Source organism: Caballeronia catudaia (assembly GCF_001544755.2).
Lineage (GTDB): Bacteria > Pseudomonadota > Gammaproteobacteria > Burkholderiales > Burkholderiaceae > Caballeronia > Caballeronia catudaia.
This window is the reverse complement of the sequence record NZ_FCOF02000008.1, coordinates 211,579-234,958: the sequence shown is the minus strand read 5'-3', so window position 1 is coordinate 234,958 and position 23,380 is coordinate 211,579. Positions and strand designations below refer to the sequence as shown.

At 65.1% G+C, this 23,380-nt stretch carries 26 protein-coding genes and 2 pseudogenes; 15 read left to right on the top strand and 13 right to left on the bottom strand.

The window, feature by feature from the left end:
• Nucleotides 1-3: 3 nt before the first annotated feature.
• Entirely contained in the window at nt 4-234 is a 231-nt protein-coding gene (locus tag AWB75_RS11915; RefSeq protein WP_061124280.1) for a hypothetical protein, read from the bottom strand.
• A gap of 153 nt (nt 235-387) precedes the next feature.
• On the opposite strand from AWB75_RS11915, the gene AWB75_RS11910 reads away from it, so the two are divergent.
• The 7 genes from AWB75_RS11910 to AWB75_RS11880 all read left to right on the top strand — a co-directional run bounded on the left by AWB75_RS11910 (nt 388) and on the right by AWB75_RS11880 (nt 8,450).
• Entirely contained in the window at nt 388-2,370 is a 1,983-nt protein-coding gene (locus AWB75_RS11910; RefSeq protein ID WP_061124279.1) for a sigma-54-dependent Fis family transcriptional regulator, read from the top strand.
• 178 nt (nt 2,371-2,548) lie between these two features.
• Entirely contained in the window at nt 2,549-3,595 is a 1,047-nt protein-coding gene (locus tag AWB75_RS11905) for an ATP-NAD kinase family protein (protein ID WP_061124278.1), read from the top strand.
• A 24-nt stretch (nt 3,596-3,619) separates the two neighbouring features.
• Nucleotides 3,620-4,615 (top strand): thiamine pyrophosphate-dependent dehydrogenase E1 component subunit alpha, encoded by a 996-nt coding sequence (locus AWB75_RS11900; RefSeq protein ID WP_061124277.1) that lies wholly within the window; start codon nt 3,620-3,622, stop codon nt 4,613-4,615.
• 18 nt (nt 4,616-4,633) lie between these two features.
• On the top strand, nt 4,634-5,650 hold the full coding sequence (locus AWB75_RS11895) for an alpha-ketoacid dehydrogenase subunit beta (protein ID WP_061124276.1): 1,017 nt from the start codon (nt 4,634-4,636) through the stop codon (nt 5,648-5,650).
• Nucleotides 5,650-6,774, top strand: coding sequence for an acetoin dehydrogenase dihydrolipoyllysine-residue acetyltransferase subunit (locus tag AWB75_RS11890; RefSeq protein WP_061124275.1), 1,125 nt, complete (start codon nt 5,650-5,652; stop codon nt 6,772-6,774). Before AWB75_RS11895 ends, AWB75_RS11890 begins: the two co-directional genes overlap by 1 nt.
• A gap of 107 nt (nt 6,775-6,881) precedes the next feature.
• Nucleotides 6,882-7,625 (top strand): lipoyl protein ligase domain-containing protein, encoded by a 744-nt coding sequence (locus AWB75_RS11885; RefSeq protein WP_061124274.1) that lies wholly within the window; start codon nt 6,882-6,884, stop codon nt 7,623-7,625.
• Nucleotides 7,626-7,643: 18 nt separating this feature from the next.
• On the top strand, nt 7,644-8,450 hold the full coding sequence (locus AWB75_RS11880; protein ID WP_235012071.1) for a hypothetical protein: 807 nt from the start codon (nt 7,644-7,646) through the stop codon (nt 8,448-8,450).
• 4 nt (nt 8,451-8,454) lie between these two features.
• Here the strand turns inward: AWB75_RS11880 and AWB75_RS11875 are convergent, their stop codons facing one another.
• The 3 genes from AWB75_RS11875 to AWB75_RS11865 form a co-directional block, all read right to left on the bottom strand.
• On the bottom strand, nt 8,455-8,985 hold the full coding sequence (locus AWB75_RS11875; RefSeq protein ID WP_061124272.1) for a YMGG-like glycine zipper-containing protein: 531 nt from the start codon (nt 8,983-8,985) through the stop codon (nt 8,455-8,457).
• 49 nt (nt 8,986-9,034) lie between these two features.
• Entirely contained in the window at nt 9,035-9,385 is a 351-nt protein-coding gene (locus AWB75_RS11870; protein ID WP_061124315.1) for a hypothetical protein, read from the bottom strand.
• A gap of 172 nt (nt 9,386-9,557) precedes the next feature.
• Nucleotides 9,558-10,361: a DeoR/GlpR family DNA-binding transcription regulator gene (locus AWB75_RS11865; RefSeq protein ID WP_087086582.1), complete on the bottom strand. Its 804-nt coding sequence runs from the start codon at nt 10,359-10,361 to the stop codon at nt 9,558-9,560.
• A 32-nt stretch (nt 10,362-10,393) separates the two neighbouring features.
• Between AWB75_RS11865 and AWB75_RS11860 the strand changes: the two genes are divergently transcribed.
• The gene (locus tag AWB75_RS11860; protein ID WP_061124270.1) at nt 10,394-10,981 is read left to right on the top strand and encodes an NUDIX domain-containing protein; all 588 of its coding nucleotides are present in this window, start codon (nt 10,394-10,396) and stop codon (nt 10,979-10,981) included.
• Here AWB75_RS11860 and modC read toward each other — a convergent pair.
• The 3 genes from modC to modA are packed head-to-tail and all read right to left on the bottom strand — an operon-like array spanning nt 10,970 to nt 13,555.
• A complete protein-coding gene (modC, locus tag AWB75_RS11855) occupies nt 10,970-12,112 on the bottom strand; it encodes a molybdenum ABC transporter ATP-binding protein (RefSeq protein WP_061124269.1) in 1,143 nt (380 codons plus the stop codon). The two genes, AWB75_RS11860 and modC, sit on opposite strands and share 12 nt — an antisense overlap.
• Entirely contained in the window at nt 12,105-12,785 is a 681-nt protein-coding gene (gene modB / locus AWB75_RS11850; RefSeq protein WP_061124268.1) for a molybdate ABC transporter permease subunit, read from the bottom strand. Before modB ends, modC begins: the two co-directional genes overlap by 8 nt.
• Before the next feature lie 2 nt (nt 12,786-12,787).
• Nucleotides 12,788-13,555 (bottom strand): molybdate ABC transporter substrate-binding protein, encoded by a 768-nt coding sequence (gene modA, locus AWB75_RS11845; protein WP_200822967.1) that lies wholly within the window; start codon nt 13,553-13,555, stop codon nt 12,788-12,790.
• 326 nt (nt 13,556-13,881) lie between these two features.
• On the opposite strand from modA, the gene AWB75_RS11840 reads away from it, so the two are divergent.
• From AWB75_RS11840 to AWB75_RS11825, 4 genes are all read left to right on the top strand, one after another.
• Nucleotides 13,882-14,679, top strand: a complete 798-nt coding sequence (locus tag AWB75_RS11840) for an enoyl-CoA hydratase/isomerase family protein (protein ID WP_061124266.1) — start codon at nt 13,882-13,884, stop codon at nt 14,677-14,679.
• Nucleotides 14,680-14,696: 17 nt separating this feature from the next.
• Complete coding sequence (locus AWB75_RS11835) at nt 14,697-15,374, top strand: glutathione S-transferase family protein (RefSeq protein ID WP_061124265.1); 678 nt, start codon at nt 14,697-14,699, stop codon at nt 15,372-15,374.
• A gap of 124 nt (nt 15,375-15,498) precedes the next feature.
• On the top strand, nt 15,499-15,681 hold the full coding sequence (locus tag AWB75_RS11830; protein ID WP_061124264.1) for a hypothetical protein: 183 nt from the start codon (nt 15,499-15,501) through the stop codon (nt 15,679-15,681).
• Between the two features lie 306 nt (nt 15,682-15,987).
• On the top strand, nt 15,988-17,133 hold the full coding sequence (locus AWB75_RS11825) for a PDDEXK nuclease domain-containing protein (RefSeq protein WP_061124263.1): 1,146 nt from the start codon (nt 15,988-15,990) through the stop codon (nt 17,131-17,133).
• A gap of 341 nt (nt 17,134-17,474) precedes the next feature.
• Here the strand turns inward: AWB75_RS11825 and AWB75_RS11820 are convergent, their stop codons facing one another.
• The 5 genes from AWB75_RS11820 to vapB all read right to left on the bottom strand — a co-directional run bounded on the left by AWB75_RS11820 (nt 17,475) and on the right by vapB (nt 20,838).
• Nucleotides 17,475-18,752: a PQQ-dependent sugar dehydrogenase gene (locus AWB75_RS11820; protein ID WP_061124262.1), complete on the bottom strand. Its 1,278-nt coding sequence runs from the start codon at nt 18,750-18,752 to the stop codon at nt 17,475-17,477.
• Nucleotides 18,753-18,926: 174 nt separating this feature from the next.
• Nucleotides 18,927-19,691, bottom strand: a complete 765-nt coding sequence (locus AWB75_RS11815; protein WP_061124261.1) for a hypothetical protein — start codon at nt 19,689-19,691, stop codon at nt 18,927-18,929.
• A gap of 231 nt (nt 19,692-19,922) precedes the next feature.
• Nucleotides 19,923-20,090, bottom strand: a complete 168-nt coding sequence (locus AWB75_RS38090; protein WP_200822966.1) for a hypothetical protein — start codon at nt 20,088-20,090, stop codon at nt 19,923-19,925.
• Nucleotides 20,091-20,194: 104 nt separating this feature from the next.
• The gene (locus AWB75_RS11810; RefSeq protein ID WP_061124260.1) at nt 20,195-20,602 is read right to left on the bottom strand and encodes a type II toxin-antitoxin system VapC family toxin; all 408 of its coding nucleotides are present in this window, start codon (nt 20,600-20,602) and stop codon (nt 20,195-20,197) included.
• Nucleotides 20,602-20,838 (bottom strand): type II toxin-antitoxin system VapB family antitoxin, encoded by a 237-nt coding sequence (gene vapB, locus AWB75_RS11805; RefSeq protein WP_061124259.1) that lies wholly within the window; start codon nt 20,836-20,838, stop codon nt 20,602-20,604. The genes AWB75_RS11810 and vapB overlap by 1 nt, the downstream gene beginning before the upstream one ends.
• 157 nt (nt 20,839-20,995) lie before the next feature.
• Here vapB and AWB75_RS11800 point away from each other — a divergent pair, with 157 nt between their 5' ends.
• Nucleotides 20,996-22,180: a polysaccharide pyruvyl transferase family protein gene (locus tag AWB75_RS11800; RefSeq protein ID WP_061124258.1), complete on the top strand. Its 1,185-nt coding sequence runs from the start codon at nt 20,996-20,998 to the stop codon at nt 22,178-22,180.
• Here AWB75_RS11800 and AWB75_RS11795 read toward each other — a convergent pair.
• Nucleotides 22,169-22,450 (bottom strand): annotated as a pseudogene (locus AWB75_RS11795) (LysR substrate-binding domain-containing protein); the annotation flags it as partial. The gene AWB75_RS11800 and the pseudogene AWB75_RS11795 overlap by 12 nt on opposite strands.
• Before the next feature lie 17 nt (nt 22,451-22,467).
• Between AWB75_RS11795 and AWB75_RS11790 the strand changes: the two are divergent.
• Together AWB75_RS11790 and AWB75_RS11785 are read left to right on the top strand one after the other, a co-directional pair.
• Nucleotides 22,468-22,881 (top strand): annotated as a pseudogene (locus AWB75_RS11790) (MFS transporter); the annotation flags it as partial.
• A 67-nt stretch (nt 22,882-22,948) separates the two neighbouring features.
• A complete protein-coding gene (locus AWB75_RS11785; RefSeq protein ID WP_061124255.1) occupies nt 22,949-23,338 on the top strand; it encodes a potassium channel family protein in 390 nt (129 codons plus the stop codon).
• Nucleotides 23,339-23,380 lie beyond the last annotated feature (42 nt).

Genomic DNA, 23,380 nt, shown 5'->3' with positions numbered 1-23,380 from the left:
CCCTTACTCCGTCCGATACCAGACGCGAATGCCCGAATACCAGTGGCTGACGCTGGTATCGTCGCCGGCGCCGAACGTCGAGAGGCTCTCGACGTTCAGCACGTCGATCCCATTCTCCGCAATCCACCTGTTCGCGCGCTCGACGAGCGCCGCGCCGTTCTCGTACACGTTGCCCTTGATGATGTGATGCTGCACGATCTGTCGCTCGAAATCTTCGTAAGCGATTTTCGTCATCGGTCGTCTCCATTTTTTGATTGAATTCGGCGACGCGTTCTTGCTGCGGCGCAGCGATGCCGCCGCATGACGCGTTCGTCCGATTCGCGCATCATATGGCCTAAGACAGCGCGCGTGAAAGAAGGGCGCGTCATGGAGACAAGGAGAGCGCGCATGGACATGCGGCAACGCGAGCACATCGAGGCAGTCGTCGCGGCGATCACGCGGGAGGACGCGCTCGGTTCGCCGCGCACGCACGACGGCATCATCGAGTCTTCGTGGCGGCGTTGCGTGCATCAGTACGGGCTCGATCCGTCGCGCATGCAGGAAGCGCGCATCCTGCCGCAGACGCGGCTGCGCGAGCATCAGCAACGCATCGACGATTTCGCGCGCATCGCGCGGCACGGGCTTGAAACGCTGTACGAGCAAGTCGCGGGCATGGGCTACGTCGTGCTGCTGACGGATGCGCTCGGCGTGACGGTCGATTACATCGGCGACGCGAATACCGATTCAGCATTGCGCCGCGCCGGGCTGTATCTCGGCGCGCAGTGGAGCGAAGCGGGCGCGGGCACCTGCGCGGTCGGCACGGCGCTGACGACGGGCCAGGCGTTGACGGTGCATCAGATCGACCATTTCGACGCAACCCACATTCCACTCACCTGCACGGCCGCGCCGCTCTACGATTCGCGCGGCGCGCTGTCCGCCATTCTCGATATCTCCGCGCTCACGTCGCCGCAAGCGCGCGACAGCCAGAACCTCGCGCTGCAGCTCGTACGCATCTACGCCGGGCATATCGAAAACGCGAATTTCCTGCGCACGCATCGGCAGGACTGGATTCTGAAGCTGAACGCATCGCCCGAATTCGTCGATGTCAACCCGGAATATCTGATCGCGCTCGATGCGAGCGGGCGCATCGTCGGCCATAACCGGCGCGCGCACGCGATGCTCGCTGCGGAAATCGGCCGGCCGATCGCGCCGGGCGCGGTGTCGGCCGATGCGGCGGCGTCGCTGATCGGCACGCGCTTCGACACGCTGTTCGATGCGCGCATCGAAGAACTGGGACGCTTCGTGTATTCGCGGCCGAGCGAGTTGCGCGCGGTGCCGCTCGCGAAGTCCGGCGCGCTGCTGTATTTGAGCGTGATGCCGCCCGCGCCGTGCTTCACGCCTTCTTCCGCGACGACGAAGCAGCGCGACATCGAGATTCCCGCTCCGCTTGCCGCGCTTTCCGGCGGCGACGCCGCGCTCACGCGTCAACTCGAACGCGCGGCGAAGCTCGTCGATTCGCCGATCAATCTGCTCGTCAACGGGGAAACCGGCAGCGGCAAGGAGTTTTTTGCGAAGGCGCTGCATCGCGCGAGCGCGCGTCGCGCGGGGCCGTTCGTCGCGGTGAATTGCGCGGCGATTCCGGAGACGCTCATCGAAAGCGAATTGTTCGGGCATCTGCCGAACAGCTTTTCCGGCGCGGGCGCGCGAGCCAAGCGCGGACTGATTCAGGAAGCGGACGGCGGCACGCTCTTTCTCGATGAAATCGGCGACATGCCGCGCGAACTGCAATCGCGTCTGCTGCGTGTGCTAGCCGAAGGCGAAGTGCTCGCGATCGGCGCATCGCGGCCCGTGTCCGTCGATGTGCGCGTGATTTCCGCGACCCATCATTCGCTCGACGCGCTCATGCAGGACGGACGTTTCCGCGAAGACCTGTACTACCGACTGAACGGCGCGCGCTTCACGCTGCCGCCGCTGCGCGAGCGGACCGATCTCGACTGGCTGATCGCCAGGTTTCTCGGCGACGACAGAGTCACGCTGTCGCCGGCAGCGCGTGAGCGGCTGCATCGGCATGACTGGCCGGGAAACTTGCGCGAGCTTTCGAACGCGCTGCGTTATGCGCGCGCGGTTTGTGTGAACGGCCTGATCGACGTCGATGACCTGCCCGAAGGATTCGGCGTCGCGGAAACACTGCCGCCGCCGCGAGTCATCGAAGAGTTCGATCCGCATCGTCTGCCGCCCGAAGGCATGCTGCTGATGCAATACCTGCGTGCCGCGAGCTGGAACCTGAGCGCGGTCGCGCGGCAGATCGGCGTGAGCCGCATGACGCTGTATCGGCGCATGGCGCGCTACGGCATCAAGTCGCCGAATCAGCGCGACGCGAACGGTCACTGAACACGCCGACACACCGATACGCCTGTACTCGTCGATACACCTGCCGCTGTGACACCTGTCACGGCGACGTGCGTTACATCGCATCGAAACGCCCGTTTTCTACGGGAAATCCCGCGCTTTTTCGATTGGCATAGGCCTTGCCTTTATCCGCCGCACAAAAGAACGACGGAGACAAGGAATGCCACAGCCGCTCGTCGGCATCATCGCCAATCCTGTTTCGGCGCGCGACATCCGGCGCGTCATCGCGAACGCGAACAGCCTGCAGCTCGCGGACCGCGTGAATATCGTGTTGCGGCTGCTTTCGTCGCTGGCGTCCTGCGGCGTCGATCGCGTTCTGATGATGCCGGATCGCGAAGGCCTCAAAGTCATGCTCCAGCGCCATCTCGCGCGCAAACAAGGTCCGGACGCCGCGCTCGCCGCCGTCGAATTTCTCGATATGCCCGTCACGGCGCGCGTCGACGACACGTTCCGCGCCGCGCGCACGATGCGCGAAGCGGGCGCCGATGCGCTCATCGTGCTCGGAGGCGACGGCACGCATCGCGCGGTCGTGCGCGAATGCGGGCAAGTGCCGATCGCCGGCATCTCCACGGGCACGAACAACGCGTATCCGGAAATGCGCGAGCCGACCATCGCGGGCCTCGCGACCGGACTTTATGCAACCGGCCGCGTGCCGTCGCGCGAAGCGCTTGCGTCGAACAAGCGGCTCGACATCGAGATACGAGATCGCAAGGGCGCGGTGCGTCGCGATATCGCGCTCGTCGATGCCGTCATCTCGCACGAGCATTTCATCGGCGCGCGGGCGCTTTGGAAGATCGATACGCTCGCCGCCGTCTACGTTTCTTACGCCGACCCGCAGGCGATCGGCATGTCGGCGATCGCCGGTCTGCTCGAACCGCTCGGTCGGCATGAAGCGGGTGGCCTCGCGATCGAACTCGCCGCGCCCGGCAAGGGCGAATTCGACCTGCACGCGCCGATCGCGCCGGGACTCGTCGAACCGGTGCCGATCGCGAACTGGACGCGCTTAGCCGATGGCGTGCCGCATCGCGTGAAGCAGCGCACGGGCATCGTCGCGCTCGACGGCGAACGCGAGCTCGCCTTCGGCCCCGACGACGACGTGACCATCACCTTGCATGAAAACGCCTTTCGCAGCATCGATGTCGCCGCCTGCATGCGCTACGCGGCGTCGTCCGGGCTGATGCGTCAGCTCAAGAGCAATCCCCGCTAGACCACCTCAACGAAGGAGACAGAGATGACAGCTACGCAACATGCGGGCGGCTTGCCGCTCTCCAAGGACGAACTGCTGACCGTCTATCGCAAGATGCGGACGATCCGCGATTTCGAGGAACGCCTGCACGTCGATTTCGGACGCGGCGACATTCCCGGCTTCGTGCATCTCTACGCGGGCGAGGAAGCGGCGGGCGTCGGCATCATGAGCCATCTGAACGACGGCGACCGCATCGCGAGCACGCACCGCGGACATGGGCACTGCATCGCGAAGGGCGTCGATCCGGTCGAGATGATGAAGGAGATCTACGGCAAGAAAGGCGGCTCGTGCAATGGCAAGGGCGGCTCGATGCATATCGCCGATTTGTCCAAAGGCATGATGGGCGCGAACGGCATTCTCGGCGCAGGCGCGCCGTTGATCTGCGGCGCGGCGCTCGCGGCGAAGTTCCGCGGCAAGGGCGAAGTCGGCATCACGTTCGCGGGCGATGGCGCATCGAATCAGGGCACGTTTCTCGAAAGCCTGAATCTCGCCGCCGTGTGGAATCTGCCGGTGATCTTCGTGATCGAGAACAACGGCTACGCGGAATCGACGGGGCGCGATTACGGCACCGCCGTCGACAGCTACGTGGATCGCGCGGCGGGCTTCGGCATTCCGGGCGTGACCGTCGACGGCACCGATTTCTTCGCGGTGTACGAAGCGGCGGGCGAAGTCATCCGGCGCGCGCGCGAAGGCGGCGGCCCGGCGCTGCTCGAATGCAAGATGATCCGCTTCTACGGCCACTTCGAAGGCGACGCACAGACGTATCGCGCGCCGGGCGAACTCGACGATATCCGCTCGAACAAGGATTGCCTCAAGAAATTCGCGCACGCCGTGACGCAGGCCGACGTGATCGCGCCCGCGGAGCTCGACGCCATCGACAAGGAAGTCGCCGCGCTGATCGACCGCGCGGTGCAGGAAGCGAAGGACGCGCCTTTGCCGAGCGCCGCCGATCTGCTCACCGATGTCTACGTCAAATATTAAATTCTGGAGACGACAATCATGGCCCGCAAACTAAGCATGAAGATGGCGATCAACGAAGCGCTCGATCAGGAAATGCAGCGCGATCCGAGCGTGATCGTGCTGGGTGAGGATATCGTCGGCGGCGCAGGCGCGGACGGCGAGAAGGACGCGTGGGGCGGCGTGCTCGGCGTGACGAAAGGTCTGTACGCGAAGCACGGCGATCGTCTTCTGGACACGCCATTGTCGGAAAGCGCGTATGTAGGCGCTGCGATCGGCGCTGCGGCGTGCGGCATGCGGCCCGTCGCGGAACTGATGTTCATCGACTTCATGGGCGTGTGCTTCGACCAGATCTTCAATCAGGCGGCGAAGTTCCGCTACATGTTCGGCGGCAAGGCGGAAACGCCCGTTGTGATCCGCGCGATGGTCGGCGCGGGTTTTCGCGCGGCGGCTCAACACAGTCAAATGCTGACGTCGCTCTTTACGCACATTCCGGGTCTGAAGGTCGTGTGCCCGTCGACGCCTTACGACACCAAGGGATTGCTGATCCAGGCGATCCGCGACAACGATCCCGTCATCTTCTGCGAGCACAAGAACCTCTACGGCTTCGAAGGCGAAGTGCCCGAGAACTCGTATGCGATTCCGTTCGGCGAGGCGAACATCGTGCGCGACGGCAAGGACGTGTCGATCGTCACGTATGGCCTGATGGTGCATCGCGCGCTCGAAGCGGCATCGACGCTCGCGAAGGAGGGCATCGAAGCGGAAGTGGTCGATCTGCGCACGTTGTCGCCGCTCGACCTCGATACGGTGCTCGAGACCGTCGAGAACACGGGGCGGCTCGTCGTCGTCGATGAAGCGAATCCGCGCTGCAACATCGCCACGGATATTTCCGCGCAGGTCGCGCAGCACGCGTTCGGCGCGTTGAAGGCGGGCATCGAGATGGTCTGCGCGCCGCATACGCCGGTGCCGTTCTCGCCGACGCTCGAAGATTTGTACATTCCGAGCGCCGCGCAGATCGCCGACGCCGCACGAAAAACCATGAAGGGAGGAAAGCACTGATGGCCGCAATCACACCGATCGTGATGCCCAAATGGGGCTTGTCGATGAAGGAAGGCACGGTCAACGAATGGCTCGTGGAGGAGGGCACGGAGATCACCGTCGGCATGCCGATTCTCGATGTCGAAACCGACAAGATCGCCAACGCGGTCGAAGCGCCCGACGCGGGTCTGCTACGGCGCCGTGTGGCGGCGGCGGGCGATGTGCTGCCGGTGAAAGCGCTGCTCGGCGTGCTCGCGCCCGCCGAGGTGAGCGACGCGGATATCGACGCTTACATTTCCTCTTACGTGACGCCCGCGGAAGATGAAGAGGAAGGCGAGGAAGCGGCGGCGTATCACTTCGTCGATGTCGACGGCTTGCGCGTGCGCTATGCATCGCGCGGCGGCGACGACGCCAGCCGCCCCGCAGTGCTGTTCCTCCACGGCTTCGGTGGCGATCTCGACAACTGGCTCTTCAATCTCGATCCACTCGCCGAGAAGCATCGCGTGTTCGCGCTCGATCTGCCGGGCCACGGGCAATCGACGCCGAAAGTGCCGGGGACTTCGCTTGAAGCGTTGGCTTCGTTCGTCGCGAAATTCATGGATGCCGTCGGCCTGCAAAAAGCGCATCTCGTCGGCCATTCGATGGGCGGCGGCATCGCGGCGCAACTGGCCGTCGACCGGCCGGAGCGCGTGCAGTCGGTAGCGCTGATATCGCCCGCCGGTTTCGGCGATGAAGTGAACAACGCGTACACCGAAGGCTTCGTCACGGCGGAGTCGCGTCGCGAGTTGAAGCCGGTGGTCGAACTGCTGTTCGCGAATCCGGAACTCGTGAGCCGCCAGATGCTCGACGATCTGCTGAAGTACAAGCGGCTCGACGGCGTGAGCGACGCGCTGACCTCGCTCAACGGCGGATTGTTCGCGGGCGGAAAGCAGAGCGCGCAGCCGGGCGGCAAGCTCGCCGCGACGGGCAAGCCGGTGCTCGTGATCTGGGGCGGGAAGGACCAGATCATTCCCGCCGCGCACGCGAAAAATGCGCCGGAAGGTGCGACCGTGCGCGTGTTCGACGATGCCGGGCACATGAGCCAGATGGAGAAGGCGAACGAGGTGAACGCGCTGTTGAAGGAGCACGTGGGAAAGAGCGCCTGACCGCCTGACGCGCCCGTCGGAGCGGGACACCGACGCGGCGCGCCGGCGCTTTCTTGACTAACATGTCGGGATCGCGCCGGCGTCGGCGCGTCTTTCCTTTCGATTCCATGCCCTTCGACCTGATCGATCCCACAGCCCTTCCCGCCGATCCGATGCAGGCGGAGGAAACGCTGCTCGCGCGCGCCGCCGCCGGCGACGCCGTCGCGCATATCTGGGAAGCGCCCTTGTCGCTGGTCGTGCCGCGCAGCTATCAGCGTTACGCGGCGCTCGCCGATGCACGCGAGGCTTTCGCGCGGCGCGGCTGTCCGGTGTGGCTGCGTCTGTCGGGCGGCGGCCTCGTGCCGCAAGGGCCGGGCATTCTGAATCTGAGCCTCGCGTATCCGGTGCGCGCGCCGATGGGCACGCTGTCGGAATCCATCTACGTGCATCTGTGCAGAATTCTCGCGGACGCGCTCAACTCGCTCGGCGTGCTGACGCACTGGCAGGCTGTCGAAGGCTCGTTCTGCGATGGCCGCTTCAATCTCGCGTGGGGCCCCGGCGACGATGCGCGCAAGATCGCGGGCACGGCGCAGTACTGGCGGCGCGTGCCTCACGGCGACCGCGACGCGCCGCTCTATGCGGTGCTCGCGCACGCCGTGCTGCTCGTCGACGCCGATCCCATCGAAATCAATGAGCGTGCGAACGCGTTCGAAGCCATGATCGAGAGCGGCCGCCGCTACGAGGAAATGCGCGTCGTGACCGTCGCGCAGGCGCTCGCCTACGAATGTTTTTCGATGCCCGCCGACGTGCGCGATCGCGTGCGCGCGGCGCTGATCGCTCGCGTGAAGGACGCGTCGCTGCCTGAGCAATAAAAACGCATCGAGGTGGCCATGCCGCTCAGAAGTGCTTCGAACGGGTTCTTCTTCGCGATGTGGGTCGCCGTCTGCGCGGCCGCGCCCGAGTTTTTGTGGCAAGGCCTGTTTTCACTCTTCGGGCATTTCTCGCTGACGGACGCCGCCGCCGCGCTCTTCATCGGCGCGATTCTGGCGTTTTTCGTCGAACCCGTTCTGGAACGCTTGCGCAGTCTTGGCGATGCGCCCGAGCACGAGCAGAAATCGCCCGCCTTCGCCGCGTGCGAGGCGTTGAGCTTCGCGGTCGTCGCGGTCTGTGTGCACGAGGCGATCACCGTGTATGTCGCGGCGAGCCATTCCAACGAGCAGGCGAGCGAAAACCTGGTGAAAGCCGTCGCGACGGCGCTGCAATGGGCGATCACGCCGTTTTTCATCACGATTGCGTGGATCGCCGCGCGCGGGCCATCGTGGATCGCGTGGTCCGTCGCGGCGCTCGCCGTGATTGCCGGCTTGCTGGCGGGCGTCGTCTTCGGCTGGCCGGTGCACGTGCTCGTGACGAGCGCGATCCCGTCGATCTGCGTGCTGATCGCGGGATGCGTGATCGTGCGGGAACAGTGGGATGCGTCGACGTTCCGGCGCTGCGCACGCGCGACCGGTGTGATCGCACTGGCGTGGCTCGTGCTGACGGGCGCGCTGCAACTCGTGCTGTGGCTCGCGCACGTGCAGGCGTTTCGCGTCTACGAGCGCTCGGAATTCTGGAGCGACTTGCGGTTCTATATCGGCTGGGTGACGGGCCTGCTCGTTGCACCGTCGTTCGTGCGCGATGCGCCGCTCGCGCGGCGCTAGGGTTTCAGCTATTGGGCGGAGGCGGCGGCTGCCAGCCCGGCGGCGGCGGGGGCGGCGGCGGCGTGGTGTAGGACGAGCCGGTGGGCTGAACGCTCCGGACGCTGCTGCGCACGGGTACTTTGTCGCCCGCGGCGTACATGCATTGCAGATACGCGTAGTCGTAGCGCTGCTGCACGTTGTAACCCGACATCTGCGATGCCCCGGCGCCGTATGCGCTGCCGGTCAGCAAGCCCGCGCCCGCGCCGATGGCCGCGCCCGAGCCGCCGCCGAACGCCGCGCCCGCGGCAGCCCCGAGCGCCGTGCCGACGACCGCACTGCCGACCGCGCTGTTGGTGGCCGCCTGATTGGCGTCCACGCCGCCGACTTGCTGAAGGGCGAACTGGCGGCAGGAGTTGTCGTCGGCGCGGAACTGGTCGAACGTCTTGGTGCTGCCGGGCAGCGCCATCACGCTGGGGCCGGTGGGCATCACGGTGCAGGCCGAAAGGCCGGTTGCGCCGATTGCCGCAAGCAGCAGGGCAAGCCTTGAGGTGTTCATGGAATCTTGCGAATAGCTTCGTGGTCGATGTTCGGAATGCCGGAAAGCATCAGTTCGATGGCGGCGGTGTCGCCGGAACCGGGCGCCACGCGCCGGCGCATGCCTTCACGTAGGGGTAATAGGCCTTGGCGGAGTCGCAGTAGTACCACATGCCGGGCTGCTGCATGGGCGCGCCCGGTTCGGCGGCGGGCTGACCTTGCTCGACGTATTGCACCGGCGCCTGCGGCGCGACCACCACGGGCGGCGGCGAATAGTAGTAGTACGGCGCGGGCGCGACCGGATACGGGTAATACACGGGTCCGCCGACCCATACACCGACGCGCGCCCACGCATGAGCGTTGGCGGCGAAGCCCGCGCTCGCCACGAGCGACAGCGCGATAAAAGCCTTCAGGCGATTCACGACGTTCTCCAGAAAAATGTTCGCTGAGTCGAGGTCACTAACGAAAATGCGGACTTCGCAGTTGACCGCTCGCGGCACATCTTTGAACGCTATGCCACTTGCCGGAGAAATTCAATTACACGGGCTGGCGCGTATTTTTCGGCGCGTTACCCGGTAATAAATTGCCGCAATTTCATGCGCGCAGCACGGTGATGCCGGCGCGTTCGATCGGCTCGATGAGCTTCGCGTCAGTCCCTTCTTCGACGATGATCGTCTGCGCCAGTTCGATCCCGCCGATGCGATACGCCGACGCCGCATTGAGCTTCGCCGCCGACGCGAGCACGACCGTTTCCGCCGCGCGCGCCGCGAGCGCCCGCTTGACATGCGCTTCCTCGAAATCGCCGGTGGTGAGCCCGGCGCCCGGATGCACGCCGGTGACGCCCATGAAATAGATGTCGGCGTGAATATGCGACATGGCTTCGACGGCCGCCGCGCCCACGGTGACGATCGAGTGCTTGTAGAGCTTGCCGCCGATCAGCACGACTTCCACCGACGCGTGCTGCGCCAGCGCCACGGCGACGCTCGGACTATGCGTGACGATCGTCGCGGAAAGCGTCTCCGGCAGATGCCGCACGAGCAGCGCGGACGTCGTGCCGCCATCGACGATGACGACCTGCCCCGGCGCGATCATCTGCGCCGCTTTCCGCGCGATGCGCCGCTTCGCATCCGACTCCATTTCCTCGCGACGCGCGAACGGCGCCACCGCGGGCGACGCCGGCAACGCGCCGCCATGCACGCGCTGCAGAAGCCCATCGGCGGCGAGTTCGCGCAGATCGCGCCGCACCGTGTCCTCGGAGATATTGAAGCGCGCGCTCAGCTCGCTGGCGAGCACTTGCCCGTCCCGCTTGAGCGTATCGAGAATGGCTTTCTTGCGTTGACTGGTCAACATTGATTTGCACGGATTTGCTTGATATTGCACGAAACTGCACGCTACCATGAGCGCGATTGATTGTCGAACAGGGGAATCCGATGGAAACGAATGAGCGCGTGCGCATCCTCAAAACCGAAGTGCTGTCGGACGACTGGTACGTCCTCAGAAAAGTCACCTTCGATTTCCTGCGCCGCGACGGAACCTGGCAGCGTCAGAGTCGCGAGACGTACGACCGCGGCAACGGCGCGACCATCCTGCTGCACGACCGCAAGACCGGCAACGTCTTGCTGACGCGCCAGTTCCGCATGCCCGCGTTCGTCAACGGGCATCACGGCATGCTGGTCGAGACGCCCGGCGGCCTGCTCGACGACGCGTCGCCGGAAGAGCGCATCCGCGCCGAAGTGGAAGAGGAAACGGGGTATCGCGTGCATCACGTCGAAAAGATCTTCGAGGCGTTCATGAGCCCGGGATCGGTGACGGAGAAGCTCTATTTCTATCTCGGCGACTACGACAGCTCCATGCGCGTGTCCGACGGCGGCGGCGTGCTGGAAGAGGGCGAGGAAATCGAGACGCTCGAAGTGCCGCTGCAAACAGCGCTGCGGATGATCGAGCGCGGTGAAATCATGGACGGCAAGACGATCATGCTGTTGCAATACGCCGCGTTGAAGGCGCGCTCAAGCCAGTAGCGACACCGCCTTCACCTGCGCCCACACGCGCATGCCTTCGACGATCCCGAGCCGGTCGAGCGAATAGCGCGTCACGCGGGCGAGCAGCGGCGAGCCGTCGACATCGAGCCGCACCACGGCCTGCGACGGGTTGGCGTCGTCCGCGATGCCGATCACCGTCGCGGCCAGCACGTTCAGCACGCTGCTGCGGTCCTGCTCGTGCGCGCCGGTGATGAGGCTCACGTCGCGCGCCTTCACCGTCACGCGCATCGCACGGCCTGCGGGCGACGGCGCATGCACGACCGTCAGCTTCGCGCGCGAGCCTGGCAACGCGAGCGTGAGCAGGCCATAACGGCTGTCGTATCCATCGACGATGCCGTCGAACACGACCGATGCGTCGTCGGCGAGCGCGAGCGGCAAGTCGAGGCGCGCAAGCGTATCGGCGATCGGGCCGCTCGCGAGTGCGCGCCCGCCTTCGAGCAGCACGAGATGATCCGCGAGGCGCGCGACTTCTTCCGGCGCGTGACTCACGTAGAGCACGGGAATATCGAGTTCGTCGTGCAGACGTTCGAGATACGGCAGGATTTCGAGCTTGCGCTTCTGATCGAGCGATGCGAGCGGCTCGTCGAGCAACAACAGACGCGGGCTCGTCAACAGCGCCCGCGCGATGCCCGCGCGCTGCCGCTCGCCGCCCGACAAACCGGCGGGCGAGCGCTCCAGCAAATGCCCGATGCCGAGCAACTCCGCCGCCTGCGCCAGATCCACACGCCGCTCCGCCGCCCGCACGCGCTCCAGCCCGAAGCGCAGATTCTGCTTCACGCTCAAGTGCGGAAAAAGGCTGGCTTCCTGAAAGACATAGCCGAGCGGGCGCTTGTGCGTCGGCAGGAAAATGTTGCGTTCGGTGTCGAGCCAGATTTCGCCGTTGACGACGAGCTTTCCGACGCGCGGCCGCGCGAGTCCCGCGAGACAGCGCAGCAGCGTGGTCTTGCCGGAGCCGGAATGGCCGAAGATCGCGGTGACGCCGCGCCCGGGGAGCGTGAGATCGAGATCGAGCGTGAAGTCGCCGTGCTCCACGATAAAGCGCGCCTCGATGGCCTCGGTGGCACTTCTGCGCGCGCGGTCGAGCGTCAGGGATGAAGTGAGTTCAGACATGAGCCGCAAGGGAGCGCCGGCTGGAATAGAGCAGCAGAAGAACGATGAACGAGAATACCACCATGCCCCCCGCGAGCCAGTGCGCCTGAGCGTATTCGAGCGCTTCGACGTGATCGAAGATCTGCACGGAAACCACGCGCGTGCGCCCCGGAATATTGCCGCCGATCATGAGCACGACGCCGAATTCGCCGACGGTATGCGCGAAGCCGAGAATCGTCGCGGTGACGATGCCAGGCCGCGCGAGCGGCAGCGCGATCGTGAAGAACGTGTCCCACGGGCCCGCGCGCAGCGTCGCGGCGGCTTCGAGCGGGCGCCGGCCGATCGCTTCGAACGCGTTCTGCAACGGCTGGACGACGAACGGCAGCGAGTAAATCACCGAGCCGACGACGAGCCCCGCGAACGTGAACGGCAGCAGGCCAATGCCGAGCGCCTGCGTGATCTTGCCGACAGAGCCGTTCGGCCCCATCAGCACGAGCAGATAGAAGCCGATGACCGTCGGCGGCAGCACGAGCGGCAGCGCCACCACAGCGCCGACGATGCCCTTCGCCTTCGAGCGCGTATGCGTGAGCCACCACGCGATCGGCGTGCCGATGACGAGCAGGAGCGCCGTCGCCAGCGACGCGAGTTCGAGCGTCAGGGTGATGGCCTGGAGATCGGCGCTATCGAGCGGCATATTTACAGTTGATATCCGTACGACTTGATGATGGCGGCGGCCTTCGGGCCTTTCAGGTAATCGACGAACTGCTTCGCCACCGGATTGTCCTTGCCCTTGCTCAGAATGACGGCGTCCTGTTTGATCGGCTCATGCAGGTCGGCGGGCACGATCCACGCCGATCCGCTCGTGATCTTGCCATTCTTGTATATCTGCGACAGCGCGACGAAGCCGAGTTCGGCGTTTCCCGTTGCGACGAACTGCTGCGTCTGCGAAATGTTCTGGCCTTCGACGACCTTCGGCTTGAGCTCGGCGGTCAGGCCGAGCTTGTCGAGCGTCTGATATCCGGCGAGTCCGTACGGCGCGGCTTTGGGATGCGCGATCGCAATGTGATTGAACGCGTTCTTCTTCAGCACGTCCCCTTTATCGTCGACGTAGCCGTCTTTCGCCGACCACAGCGCGAGCGCGCCCGTCGCGTAGGTGAAGCGGCTGCCGGGCACGGTCGCGCCTTCGGTTTCGAGCTTGGCGGGCGTGGTGTCGTCGGCGGCCAGGAACACTTCGAAGGGCGCGCCGTTCTTGATCTGCGCGTAGAACTGACCCGTGGCGCCGAAGGACGCGACGACCTTGTTGCCCGTGTCCTTCTCGAAATCGGCGGCGATCGCCTGCACGGGCGCCGTGAAGTTGGCCGCGACCGCGACCTGCACTTCACCGGCAAGCGCCGACGACGCGGCGATGCCTGCGGCAAACGGGACGAATGCGCAAAGCAAAGCGCGCAAAATACGGGTCTTCACGTCAGGCTCCTTGAATCGAGTTGACATTATGGTTATGGATCGACTTCGGGCGGCACGTTGGGGGTCGCGGGCGCGTGGCCGAGCTGGGGTCGCGCTGTCCGGCAAGAACCGTAATATATACAAGTATATTGCGGCTGCGCATGCTCGTCTTGCGGCATGCCGGTCCGGTCTCATCGGATGATTGTTCTGCGGCGCATTTGTGAGTAAAGCTCAAAAAACGAGTTGACCGCTCGCGGCTTTTTCGAAGAAACTGATCGGACGGCGCAAAGTGCCAGTCGAAATAAATTGAGCAACGCTCAATTCGCGGATATCAGGGAGACGGAAACATGACCGACGCAGCGAATCTGCAACGCCTGAAGCTCGGCATCGAAGGACACGTCGCGCGCGTGACGCTCGATCGGCCCGACGTGCGCAACGCCTTCGACGATGCGACCATCGTCGAGCTGACCGCTGCATTCCGCGCGCTCGACGAGGACCCCAACGTGCGCGTCATCATCCTCGCCGCGAGTGGTCCGGCGTTCTGCGCGGGCGCGGATCTCAACTGGATGAAGCGCATGGCGGATTATTCGGAAGCGGAGAACCGCGCCGATGCGCTCGGCCTCGCCACGATGCTCAACACCATCTACGCGTGCAAAAAGCCCGTGATCGCGCGCGTTCAAGGCGATGCCTACGCGGGCGGCATGGGCCTCGTCGCTGTGTGCGACATCGCGGTAGCGGCGGACACCGCGCACTTCTGCCTGTCCGAAGCCAAACTCGGCCTCATGCCCGCGACGATCGCGCCCTACGTGATCCGCGCGATGGGCGCGCGCGCGGCACATCGCTATTTCGTCACGGCCGAGCGCTTCGACGCCGCCGAAGCGCAGCGCCTGAACTTCGTGCATGAAGCCGTCGCCGCCGATCAGCTCGACGCGCGTGTCGACGCGATCGCCGCCAGCATCGTCGCGAACAGTCCGAACGGCGTGCGCGAGTGCAAGCAACTCGTCGCGGATTTCGCGGGCAAGGACATCGACGAAGCGTTGATCGCGGAGACGGCCGAGCGCATTGCGCGCATCCGCGCATCCGATGAAGGGCGCGAAGGCGTGCGCAGCTTCCTCGAGAAGCGCAAGCCGTCGTGGCTCGCCTGACACACACAGGAGTCGACGTGATTACGCTGCATCACTGTGTGAGCGCGCGTTCGTTCCGGCCGCTGTGGGCGCTGGAAGAAATCGGCGTGCCGTATGAACTCAAGATGCTGCCGTTTCCGCCGCGCGTGCTCGCTCACGCGTTCAGGGAAGTCAATCCGCTCGGCACGATTCCGGCGCTGACCGACGATGCGAACGGCGCGCTCTTCATGACCGAATCGGCGGCGATCTGCCAGTATCTGGCGGCGCGCTATTCGCCGGGCGTGCTCGATGTCGCCTTGCAAGAGCCCGATTTCGGCCGCTACCTCAACTTCCTGCATTTCGGCGAAGCGACGCTCACGTTCCCCCAAACGCTCGTGCTGCGCTACACGCATCTGGAGCCGCCGGAGCGCCGGCAGCCGCAGATCGTCGAGGATTACGCGCGATGGTTCCACGCGCGCTTGCGCACGCTCGCGCCGCTGCTGGAAGCGCAGCCGTACCTGTGCGCGGGACGCTTCACGGCGGCGGATATTTCCGTCGGCTATGCGTTGATGCTCGCGGAGCTCATCGGGCTGAGCGGGCGCTTTGCGCCATCGATCGCCGACTACTGGAGCCGCTTGCGCGAGCGCGACGGTTTTATCCGCGCGATGCGCGCGCAGGAAGCGGCGGCGCTGGCTCAGGAGGTGTCGACCGTCCCCGCGCCGCAACTGCGTCCGTAAATCTCCCCCCTTCAAGTCCCCCCGTCAGTAGGGCTGTGCGCGGCGCCGCACAGTTCTACTCTTCACATCACGCGCTGACGTTCATGCGCGCCGATTCCGAGAGATCTACTTGACGAGGTTGGCGATGGTCGTCTTTTCCTGGTTCCTGTCGATGATCGTCGCGCTGTTCGCGACGGCCACCATCGCGATGGCGCTGCCGAGCTCCGCCGCCGACGAGCTGAACGCCACCGCGCCGCAGTCGCTTTTCAGCATCGAGATGAATCGCGTCGACGCGATGCTCGCGTCCTGCCTGCCGAAAGGCGACTGAGCCGGCGGCGCGCGGGGGCGCATCGCTGGGCGTCGGATGTAAGCAGTGTCGAATCAACACGTTGCGGCAATAGCCGGGACGATATCCACAGGCTTGTGCACCTTTTCTGTGGAAAACATCGGGCATCGAGGCCGAAGAGCCTGGGAACGAAACCCCTAGCCAGTCGCGAGGGGCGCGTCGGGAGACCAACACAAAACAGGAAGATCGACGTTCCGTGCGGATGGCGCGCCTCGACGGGGAGGCGAATCCGCTATATTCGAGCGCTGACGCGACCTGCGGGCCGCACCGCACGGAGACGATCGACGGATGACGAAGCACGCGATAGCCACCCACGACTATGACGAATTCCGCTCGGGCATCGTCGAGGTGCTCGAGCGCGCGCGGAGCGCCGCTGCCCGCAGCGTCAACGCGATCATGACGGCGTCGTACTGGGAAATCGGGCGGCGGATCGTCGATTCGGAGCAGGGCGGGGCCGATCGGGCGGCGTACGGCGAGGCGCTCATCGCGCGACTGGCCGCCGATCTGACGAAGCGTTTCGGCAGGGGATTCGGCCGGGCGAATCTCGCCAACATGCGCGCGTTCTACCAGCAATGGCCGCCAGAGCGGATTTTCCAGACAGCGTCTGGAGAATCGTCGGCGGCTTCGCAAACGCTCCAGACGGCGTCTGGAGAATCCCCGCTTTCCGTTCCCGCCGACGCGCGCCTCGCGGCGCTCGCCGCGCGTTTCACGCTGCCGTGGTCCGCCTATGTGCGCCTGCTTTCCGTGAAGAACGACGCGGCGCGCGCTTTCTACGAAACCGAAACACTGCGCGAAGGCTGGTCGGTGCGCCAGCTCGACCGGCAAGTGAACAGCCAGCTCTACGAGCGGCTCGCGCTGTCGCGCAACAAGGCGGCGCTGCTGCAAAAAGCCGCCGAGCACGCTCCCGGCGACGCGATCACGCCCGAGGAAGCGATCAAAGACCCGTTCGTCCTCGAATTTCTCGACATCAAGGACGAATATTCCGAGTCGGATCTGGAGAATGCGCTGATCCAGCGCCTTGCGGATTTCCTGCTCGAACTGGGCGACGATTTCGCGTTCATCGGACGGCAGCGACGGCTGCGCATCGACGACACGTGGTTTCGCGTCGATCTGCTGTTCTTCCATCGGCGTCTGAAATGCCTCGTCGTCGTCGATCTGAAGGTCGGGCGATTCAGCTACGCGGACGCCGGTCAGATGCATCTCTACCTGAATTACGCGCGCGAGCACTGGATGAAGCCGGGGGAAAACCCGCCGGTCGGACTGATTCTCTGTGCGGGAAAGGGCAGCGCGGAGGCGCGCTACGCGCTCGACAACCTGCCAAACAAGATTCTGGCCGCCGAATATCAGACGGTGCTGCCCGATGAACGGCTGATCGCCGAAGAACTGGAGCGCTCGCGAAAGGCACTCGATGCGCGGCGCGGTCACGCCGTCTAGTGCCGGAAACACGCCACCGAACGGGCAAAAACGCGGACAAAAAAAAGCCCGCTTCGATGAGCGGGCTTGAATCCACATCGGTTGAGACATGGAGGAGACAGGAGTTAGTATAAACCCTTAAGCTTCCACGTCAATACCTGAATCAAAAAAAATCGCAATCGGGTTTCGTCCGCAGCAAATTTGCAACACTTCCGGCGGTGTCACTGCTTGCCGAGGCTGTGGTAATACGCCGCCAGATTGGCGGCATCCGCGTCGTCGATGCCGCGACACGCCGCGCATTGCGCGGCCTTCGCCAGCACGCCCGCCAGAAGCGCCGGGCGTCATCGCATGTCTCGCATGTCTCATTTGGCGCCCGCATACGAGATGCGGTAAATCGCGCCCGCGTAGTCGTCGGAGACGAGGAGGGAGCCGTCCTGCAGCACCTGCACGTCGACCGGACGGCCCATGTACTCGCCGCTATCCGTGAGCCAGCCTTGCGCGAAGACTTCCGGCTCGCCCGCGGTGCCGTCGTCCTTGATAGGGACGAACATGATGCGCGCGCCGATGGGCTTCGTGCGGTTCCACGAACCGTGCTCCGCATCGAAGATGCCGCCCTGATACTTCTGCGGGAACATTTTGCCGTTGTAGAACGACATGCCGAGGTCCGCGGCGTGCGCGGCGAACTCGACCTCCGGGAACACGACGCCCGCCGGCGGATTCTGGTCCTTGTACTCGGCCGTGCGCACCTTGCCGCCGCCGTACCACGGAAAGCCGAAGTGCTCGCCGGCCCTGGTCGCATGATCCAGCTCGCCGGGAGGGGTGTCGTCGCCCATGCCGTCGACCTGGTTATCCGTGAACCACAGCGTCTTGTCCTTCGGATTGAAATCGAGGCCGACCGAATTGCGCACGCCGTGCGCATAGACTTCGCGATTCTTGCCGTCCTGATCCATGCGGATGATGCCCGCGAGCCCGTGCTTGTCGAGCTCGGCGAGCTTGTCTTTGGGCGGCACGTTCCACGGCTGGCCGAGCGCGATGTACAGCTTCTTGTCCGGTCCGACGCGGCATGCGCGCGCGCCGTGGTTGAAGCTTTCGAACTGTGTGGGAATCAGCTTGCCCTGCGGCACGACCACCGCCGCGGCCACGTCCGGGCCGCCTTCACCGAAAAAGTGCGCGGCGGGAAAGCCGAGCACCCGGTTCTGCTCGACGACGTAAAGGACGCCGTCCGGCGAGAAGCACACGCCGTTGGGCACCTTGAACGGCACGGAGGACGCGAACTGCACGACATCGCTCGCGACGCGCTGTTTCGTGCGATCCGTCACCTGCCACACGCGATTCTTGCGCGTACCGACAAACACGACGCCCGTCGACGGCTCGATCGCCATGTGCCGCGCCTCGGGAACCACGGCGTACAGCTCGATTTTGAAGCCCGGCGGCAGCTTGATCTGGTCCAGGTTTTTGCGCAGCGCGTCGGCGGTCGATCCGCTCTGCGGGATCTTTTCTGGCGGCGTGGCGTTGCCGGTCTGACGGAAGTTCGATAGCGCATTGACGTTGTCCTGCGCGGCGTTCGCCATGTTCGCGAGCGACAGCCAGGCGAACATGGCGCCTGCGGCCAACGGCAAAAGCTTGAGCGTTGCCTTCATCTGGGTTGTCTCCTGTTGTTATCGACGAAATGCGCTGACCAAACAACGGCCACGCTCGGCGGAGCGCGCGGCCCGAGAAGCAACCGGACGGAACGCCGACGCCGCGTGCGGTGAAACAATCTTAGGATAGAGATCGCGCTTTTAATCAAAACGCGATTCATTTCGCGGCGGCGTCTACTTCCGCCCGTCGAAGAGAAATACGTTTGCCCGATCCGGACTCGGCAACGCAACGAGAAGACGCGCGCCGTCGAGCACCGCGTTACCGGTCACGGTCGAGTCCGGGACAGGGCAAGGCGCGGGGCCGAACGTAACCGAGACGTCGTAGGCGTTCGCCCCTTCATGCGGCGCCACCGTTCCCCTGAAGATGCAGCCGGATGCGGTCGTACCGGCCAGATAGCCGTCGGCGGCGACGGTGATGCGCGTTGGCGTCGCCCCGGCGAGCGACATGCCGCGTCCGGTGTAGAGTCCGCCCGCGTTGGCTTTGCTCGGTGCGATATCGAGCATCGGCGCGGCGCGGCCGGAAAACGCGAGGTCCGCGCCGCCGTCCCTGATTGCGACGGTCGCATCGACGGCCGGCGCGTGCGAGAAGTCGACGCTGAACGCGGCCGGCGATGCGCTCGCCGTCCCCACGCGATAGTCGAGCGCCGAATCGCTGGTGAAGCGCCCGTCGCGCGCCTGCGCGCCGTTGGCCGCGATCGCGACACCCGCGAGACCCGTGCCGCCCGCGCCGCCATAGAAGAGATACGCGGTGCCATTGAAGAGCATGAGCAGCGTGGCGTCGGCGGTGCTGTTTTTGAGCGCGCCTTTGTAGACGCCGCCAGAGGGAAGTGCCGCGATGACGGAACCGGGAGGCGGCGCAACGGCGGTGTTCGTGCCGTCCGTCGAACACGCAGCGAGAGCGATGGCGCAAACCACAAAGGGAATCGCGTTTCTTGTCATTCAGCACTCCGGTCGTGAGCGGTGAGCGTTCTGTATAAGCGCTTCAATCATCCAGGTCAAGCGCGCCGCGACGCCTCATTCGGCGCTCATTCAGCCTCCTTACGATGCTCTTCCGGAAGTGCGTGCTGTAGCGCTCGCCCGCGCGCGGCTCGTGCGTCGGAATTCCCATGTGATGAAACGCGTAGGTGACGCCGTCTCGTATGAACATCGGCTGCTCCGGCGGATCGTGATTCAGTACGCGCCGGCCATCGGCAGAAGCAGGCAGGGCAGAAGGTCGTCGTAGGGCATCGGCTCGGAAGACGAGGATGCGCCGACGGTCTCCTCAACCGGCGATGCGTCGCGCCTCGCGTCTTCGGCAATCAGCGATGCCGCGGCGATCTGCGTCGATTCGATCTTCATCCTTCCCTCCCGCGTTGCAGCGTGTGAAGGAAGTGTGACCGGGCAGAATTAGACGATTGTGAGGGCTCGCTCCGGCGAGCGCCGCCGCACGCGGGACCACTTCATCACGCGCCGTCGTCGAGCCAGTTCTCGACGGTGACGCCGGGGTAATTCTCGAAGTCCTTGAGGTTGTTCGTTACGACCGGCACGCCGAGCGCGACCGAGTGAGCCGCGATCAGCTTGTCGAGCGCGCCCTTGTTACGCTCGCGCGAGGTCTGGCGGATCGGCCCGTAGGCCGCCGCTGCATCTTCGCCGAACGGCGCGACTTCGATCAGCTCGACGAGCGACGCCAGATTGACGCGCTCGCGCTCGGGCCGCGCGCTCATCGCGACGCCGAACTGCAATTCGGCGTATGTGATCGCGGACATGACCACGTCGCCGACGTAGCATTGCGCAAAGCGCCGGGCGACCTGCTCGGGCTGATGTTTCATCAGATAGATGCACATGTTGGTGTCGAGCAGATAACGCGGCATCAGAAGAACTCCCGATCGTCTTGTTCCGGCTCGCTGCGCCCGGACGCCATGAAATCGGAATCGAAGCGCTTGAAGCGGTCGAGCGCGCCCGCCAGCGGCCGACGCACGGGATGAATACGAAGCTCATCGCCGATGCGTTCGATCTCGACCTCCGTTTCGTTTTCCGGATAGGCGAGTTCGGCAGGAATGCGGATGGCTTGCGAATTGCCGTTCCGAAAAATTCGAGTGATAGGCATGACGGACTCCTGTGTGTACTCACGTGTGTACTTTAGCAGAACTCCGCCTGCAGCGTGCATGGACATATTCTTCCTCCAGGACTTCTGAACCTCAGCGTTCCTTACGGTCGACGTGGCCCATGCTGCCCGTCGGGCGCTCTTTTGAACAGGTGGCCATTTGGCTAATCCGCAAGCGGCGCCGAACCGCCCGGTCATCATCTTCGGCGCGTTCGACCGACACAATTTCGGCGATATGCTCTTCGCGCATGTCGTCGCGCGTTTGCTTGTGCAACGGTTTCCGGACATCGAACCGGTGTTTGCCGGATGCGCGCAACGCGACTTGCGCGCGTTCGGCGGCCACGATGTCGCCGCGCTCCCGCGGCTCGCGCAACGCTGGCGCGACGAACCCCTCACGCTGATTCACGCGGGCGGCGAGTTGCTGACGTGCGACGCATGGGAAGCCGCCGTAATGCTGACGAGGCCCGAAGACACGCAGTCCTGCATCGCCCGATACGGCTCGAGCGCAACGGATCGCCGCGCGTGGGCGCGCACGGAACTCGGAATCGACGCGCACGCCCCCTACGTGATCGGCCGCGAGACGTTTCCACGGGCGGCGTGGATCTGCTTCGACGCGATCGGCGGCGCGACGCTCGATGCCCGCGATACCGCGCTGCGCGACGAAGTGCTGACGAAGCTCCGAACCGCCGACCACATCGGCGTACGGGACGCCGCGACGCAAGCCACGTTACGAGGCGCGGGCATCGACGCACGATTGGTCCCGGACCCCGCGGCACTGGTGGCGGAACTCTTCGACGACCGCATCCAGGCCGCGCGCCCCACATTGCCTTGCGGCTATCTGGCCGTCCAGTTCAGCGCGGATTTCGGCGACGACGCCATGCTCGCGCGCATCGCGCATCAACTGGATTTGCTCGGTGAATCGACCGGTCTCGGCATTACGCTCTTTCGCGCGGGCGCGGCGCCGTGGCACGACGACATCGCGGTCTACGAGCGCATGGCGGCGCGCATGCGTCATCCCGCCGTGAAGATTTTCGATTCGCTGAACGTCTGGGATATCTGCGCGCTGATCGCCGGCAGCGCGGGTTTTGCGGGCAGCAGCCTGCATGGCCGGATCGTCGCGATGGCGTACGGTTTGCCGCGCGTGAATCTCGAGCACGGAGATGCGCGCAAGCAGCACGCGTATGCATCGACGTGGGAGGTCGCCAATGCGCCGGGCGTCGTGCGCGTCGACGAATTGCACGCAGCCATGCTCGACGCGATGACGATCGACCGCCAAGCGCTCCGTCATCACGGCGCGATGCTCGCGAACGCGCACCGGTCAGGATTCGAGGCGCTAGATCTTTGAAGCCGCGAAGTCGAGATAAGCCCGCACCGCCGGCGCGCGCTCGAAACGCCGATACGCCATCGCCACTTCCGAAGGCACGGCTTTGCCCGCGATCTCGCGATATTCCACGTCCGGCACCGTCACGCAGCGCGCGAGCGAACGCGGCACGATGGCGACATCGCCGCCGAGCGACACATGCGCGAGCACGGCCGCGAGCACGGCCGCGAGCGTGCCCGGCCGCGCGACGATGTTCGCTCTGAAGCGCCCGCGCCGCGCCACTTCGAGCGTGCCTTGGTGAGCGCGGGCCGATCATGGCGTGTGTGCCGGCGAACCGCACCGGCATGGCGTCGGGCATCAGCACGACGACGCGCTTCACCGCGATCGTCACGTCGGTCGGCGTGCTGGGCGCGGTGCTCGCGAGCCGCACGCACGCCGCGCTCGACATGCACGCAGGCAGCCTCGCCGATCCGGACGCCATTCTCGATGCGACGTTCCTCTCGCGCCTGCTCGCCGGCGATCTGGCGCATGCGGGCGCGGGCAGCGACACGATCCTGCGCATCGCGCGGGAAAGTTTCGCGAGCGGTTTCGCGGCGTCGCTCGCCGTCGCGGGCGCGTGCGCGTTGATCGTCGCGGCGGCGGTGTGGCTGCTCGGCCGGATGGCGCCGACGGGCGAAAACGTAAAAATAGGTGTATCCGGCACGTTGGACGACATCGTCCGATAGCGCCGGTTTGCAGTGCGGGGCTACGATGGCGGGCTGATGAATTTTCGCCGTCGAAAGATCGCCCACCATGCAAAGCACTGCCAGCAAGCGTCGCACGCGTCCGAAAGTCAGCCCGGGCCGGACCATCATCGAGATGATCAGAGTGGTGTGGCATCTGTCGCCGCTCTTTCTCATCAACATTGCGACGTTCATGGCGATCGCGGTGACGATGTACTACTTCGGCGGTCCCGTCGACACGGTCACGCACGCGCCTGTAACGTTCGGCGAGACGCTATACATGTGTGGCGTGACCGGCCTGACGATCGGTTATGGCGACATCGTGCCGACCACGCCGATCGGCCGCGCGGCCGCGGTTTCCCTCGCGTTCCTCGGCGTCCTGCTGACGGGCCTGATCACATCGGCGGCGGTGCTGGCCGTGCAACGGGCGTCCGGCTACGCCGAATCAGGCGGACAATAGCGTTCCGGGCGTCGCGCCGAAAGGCGCCGTCCTCTCGACCTT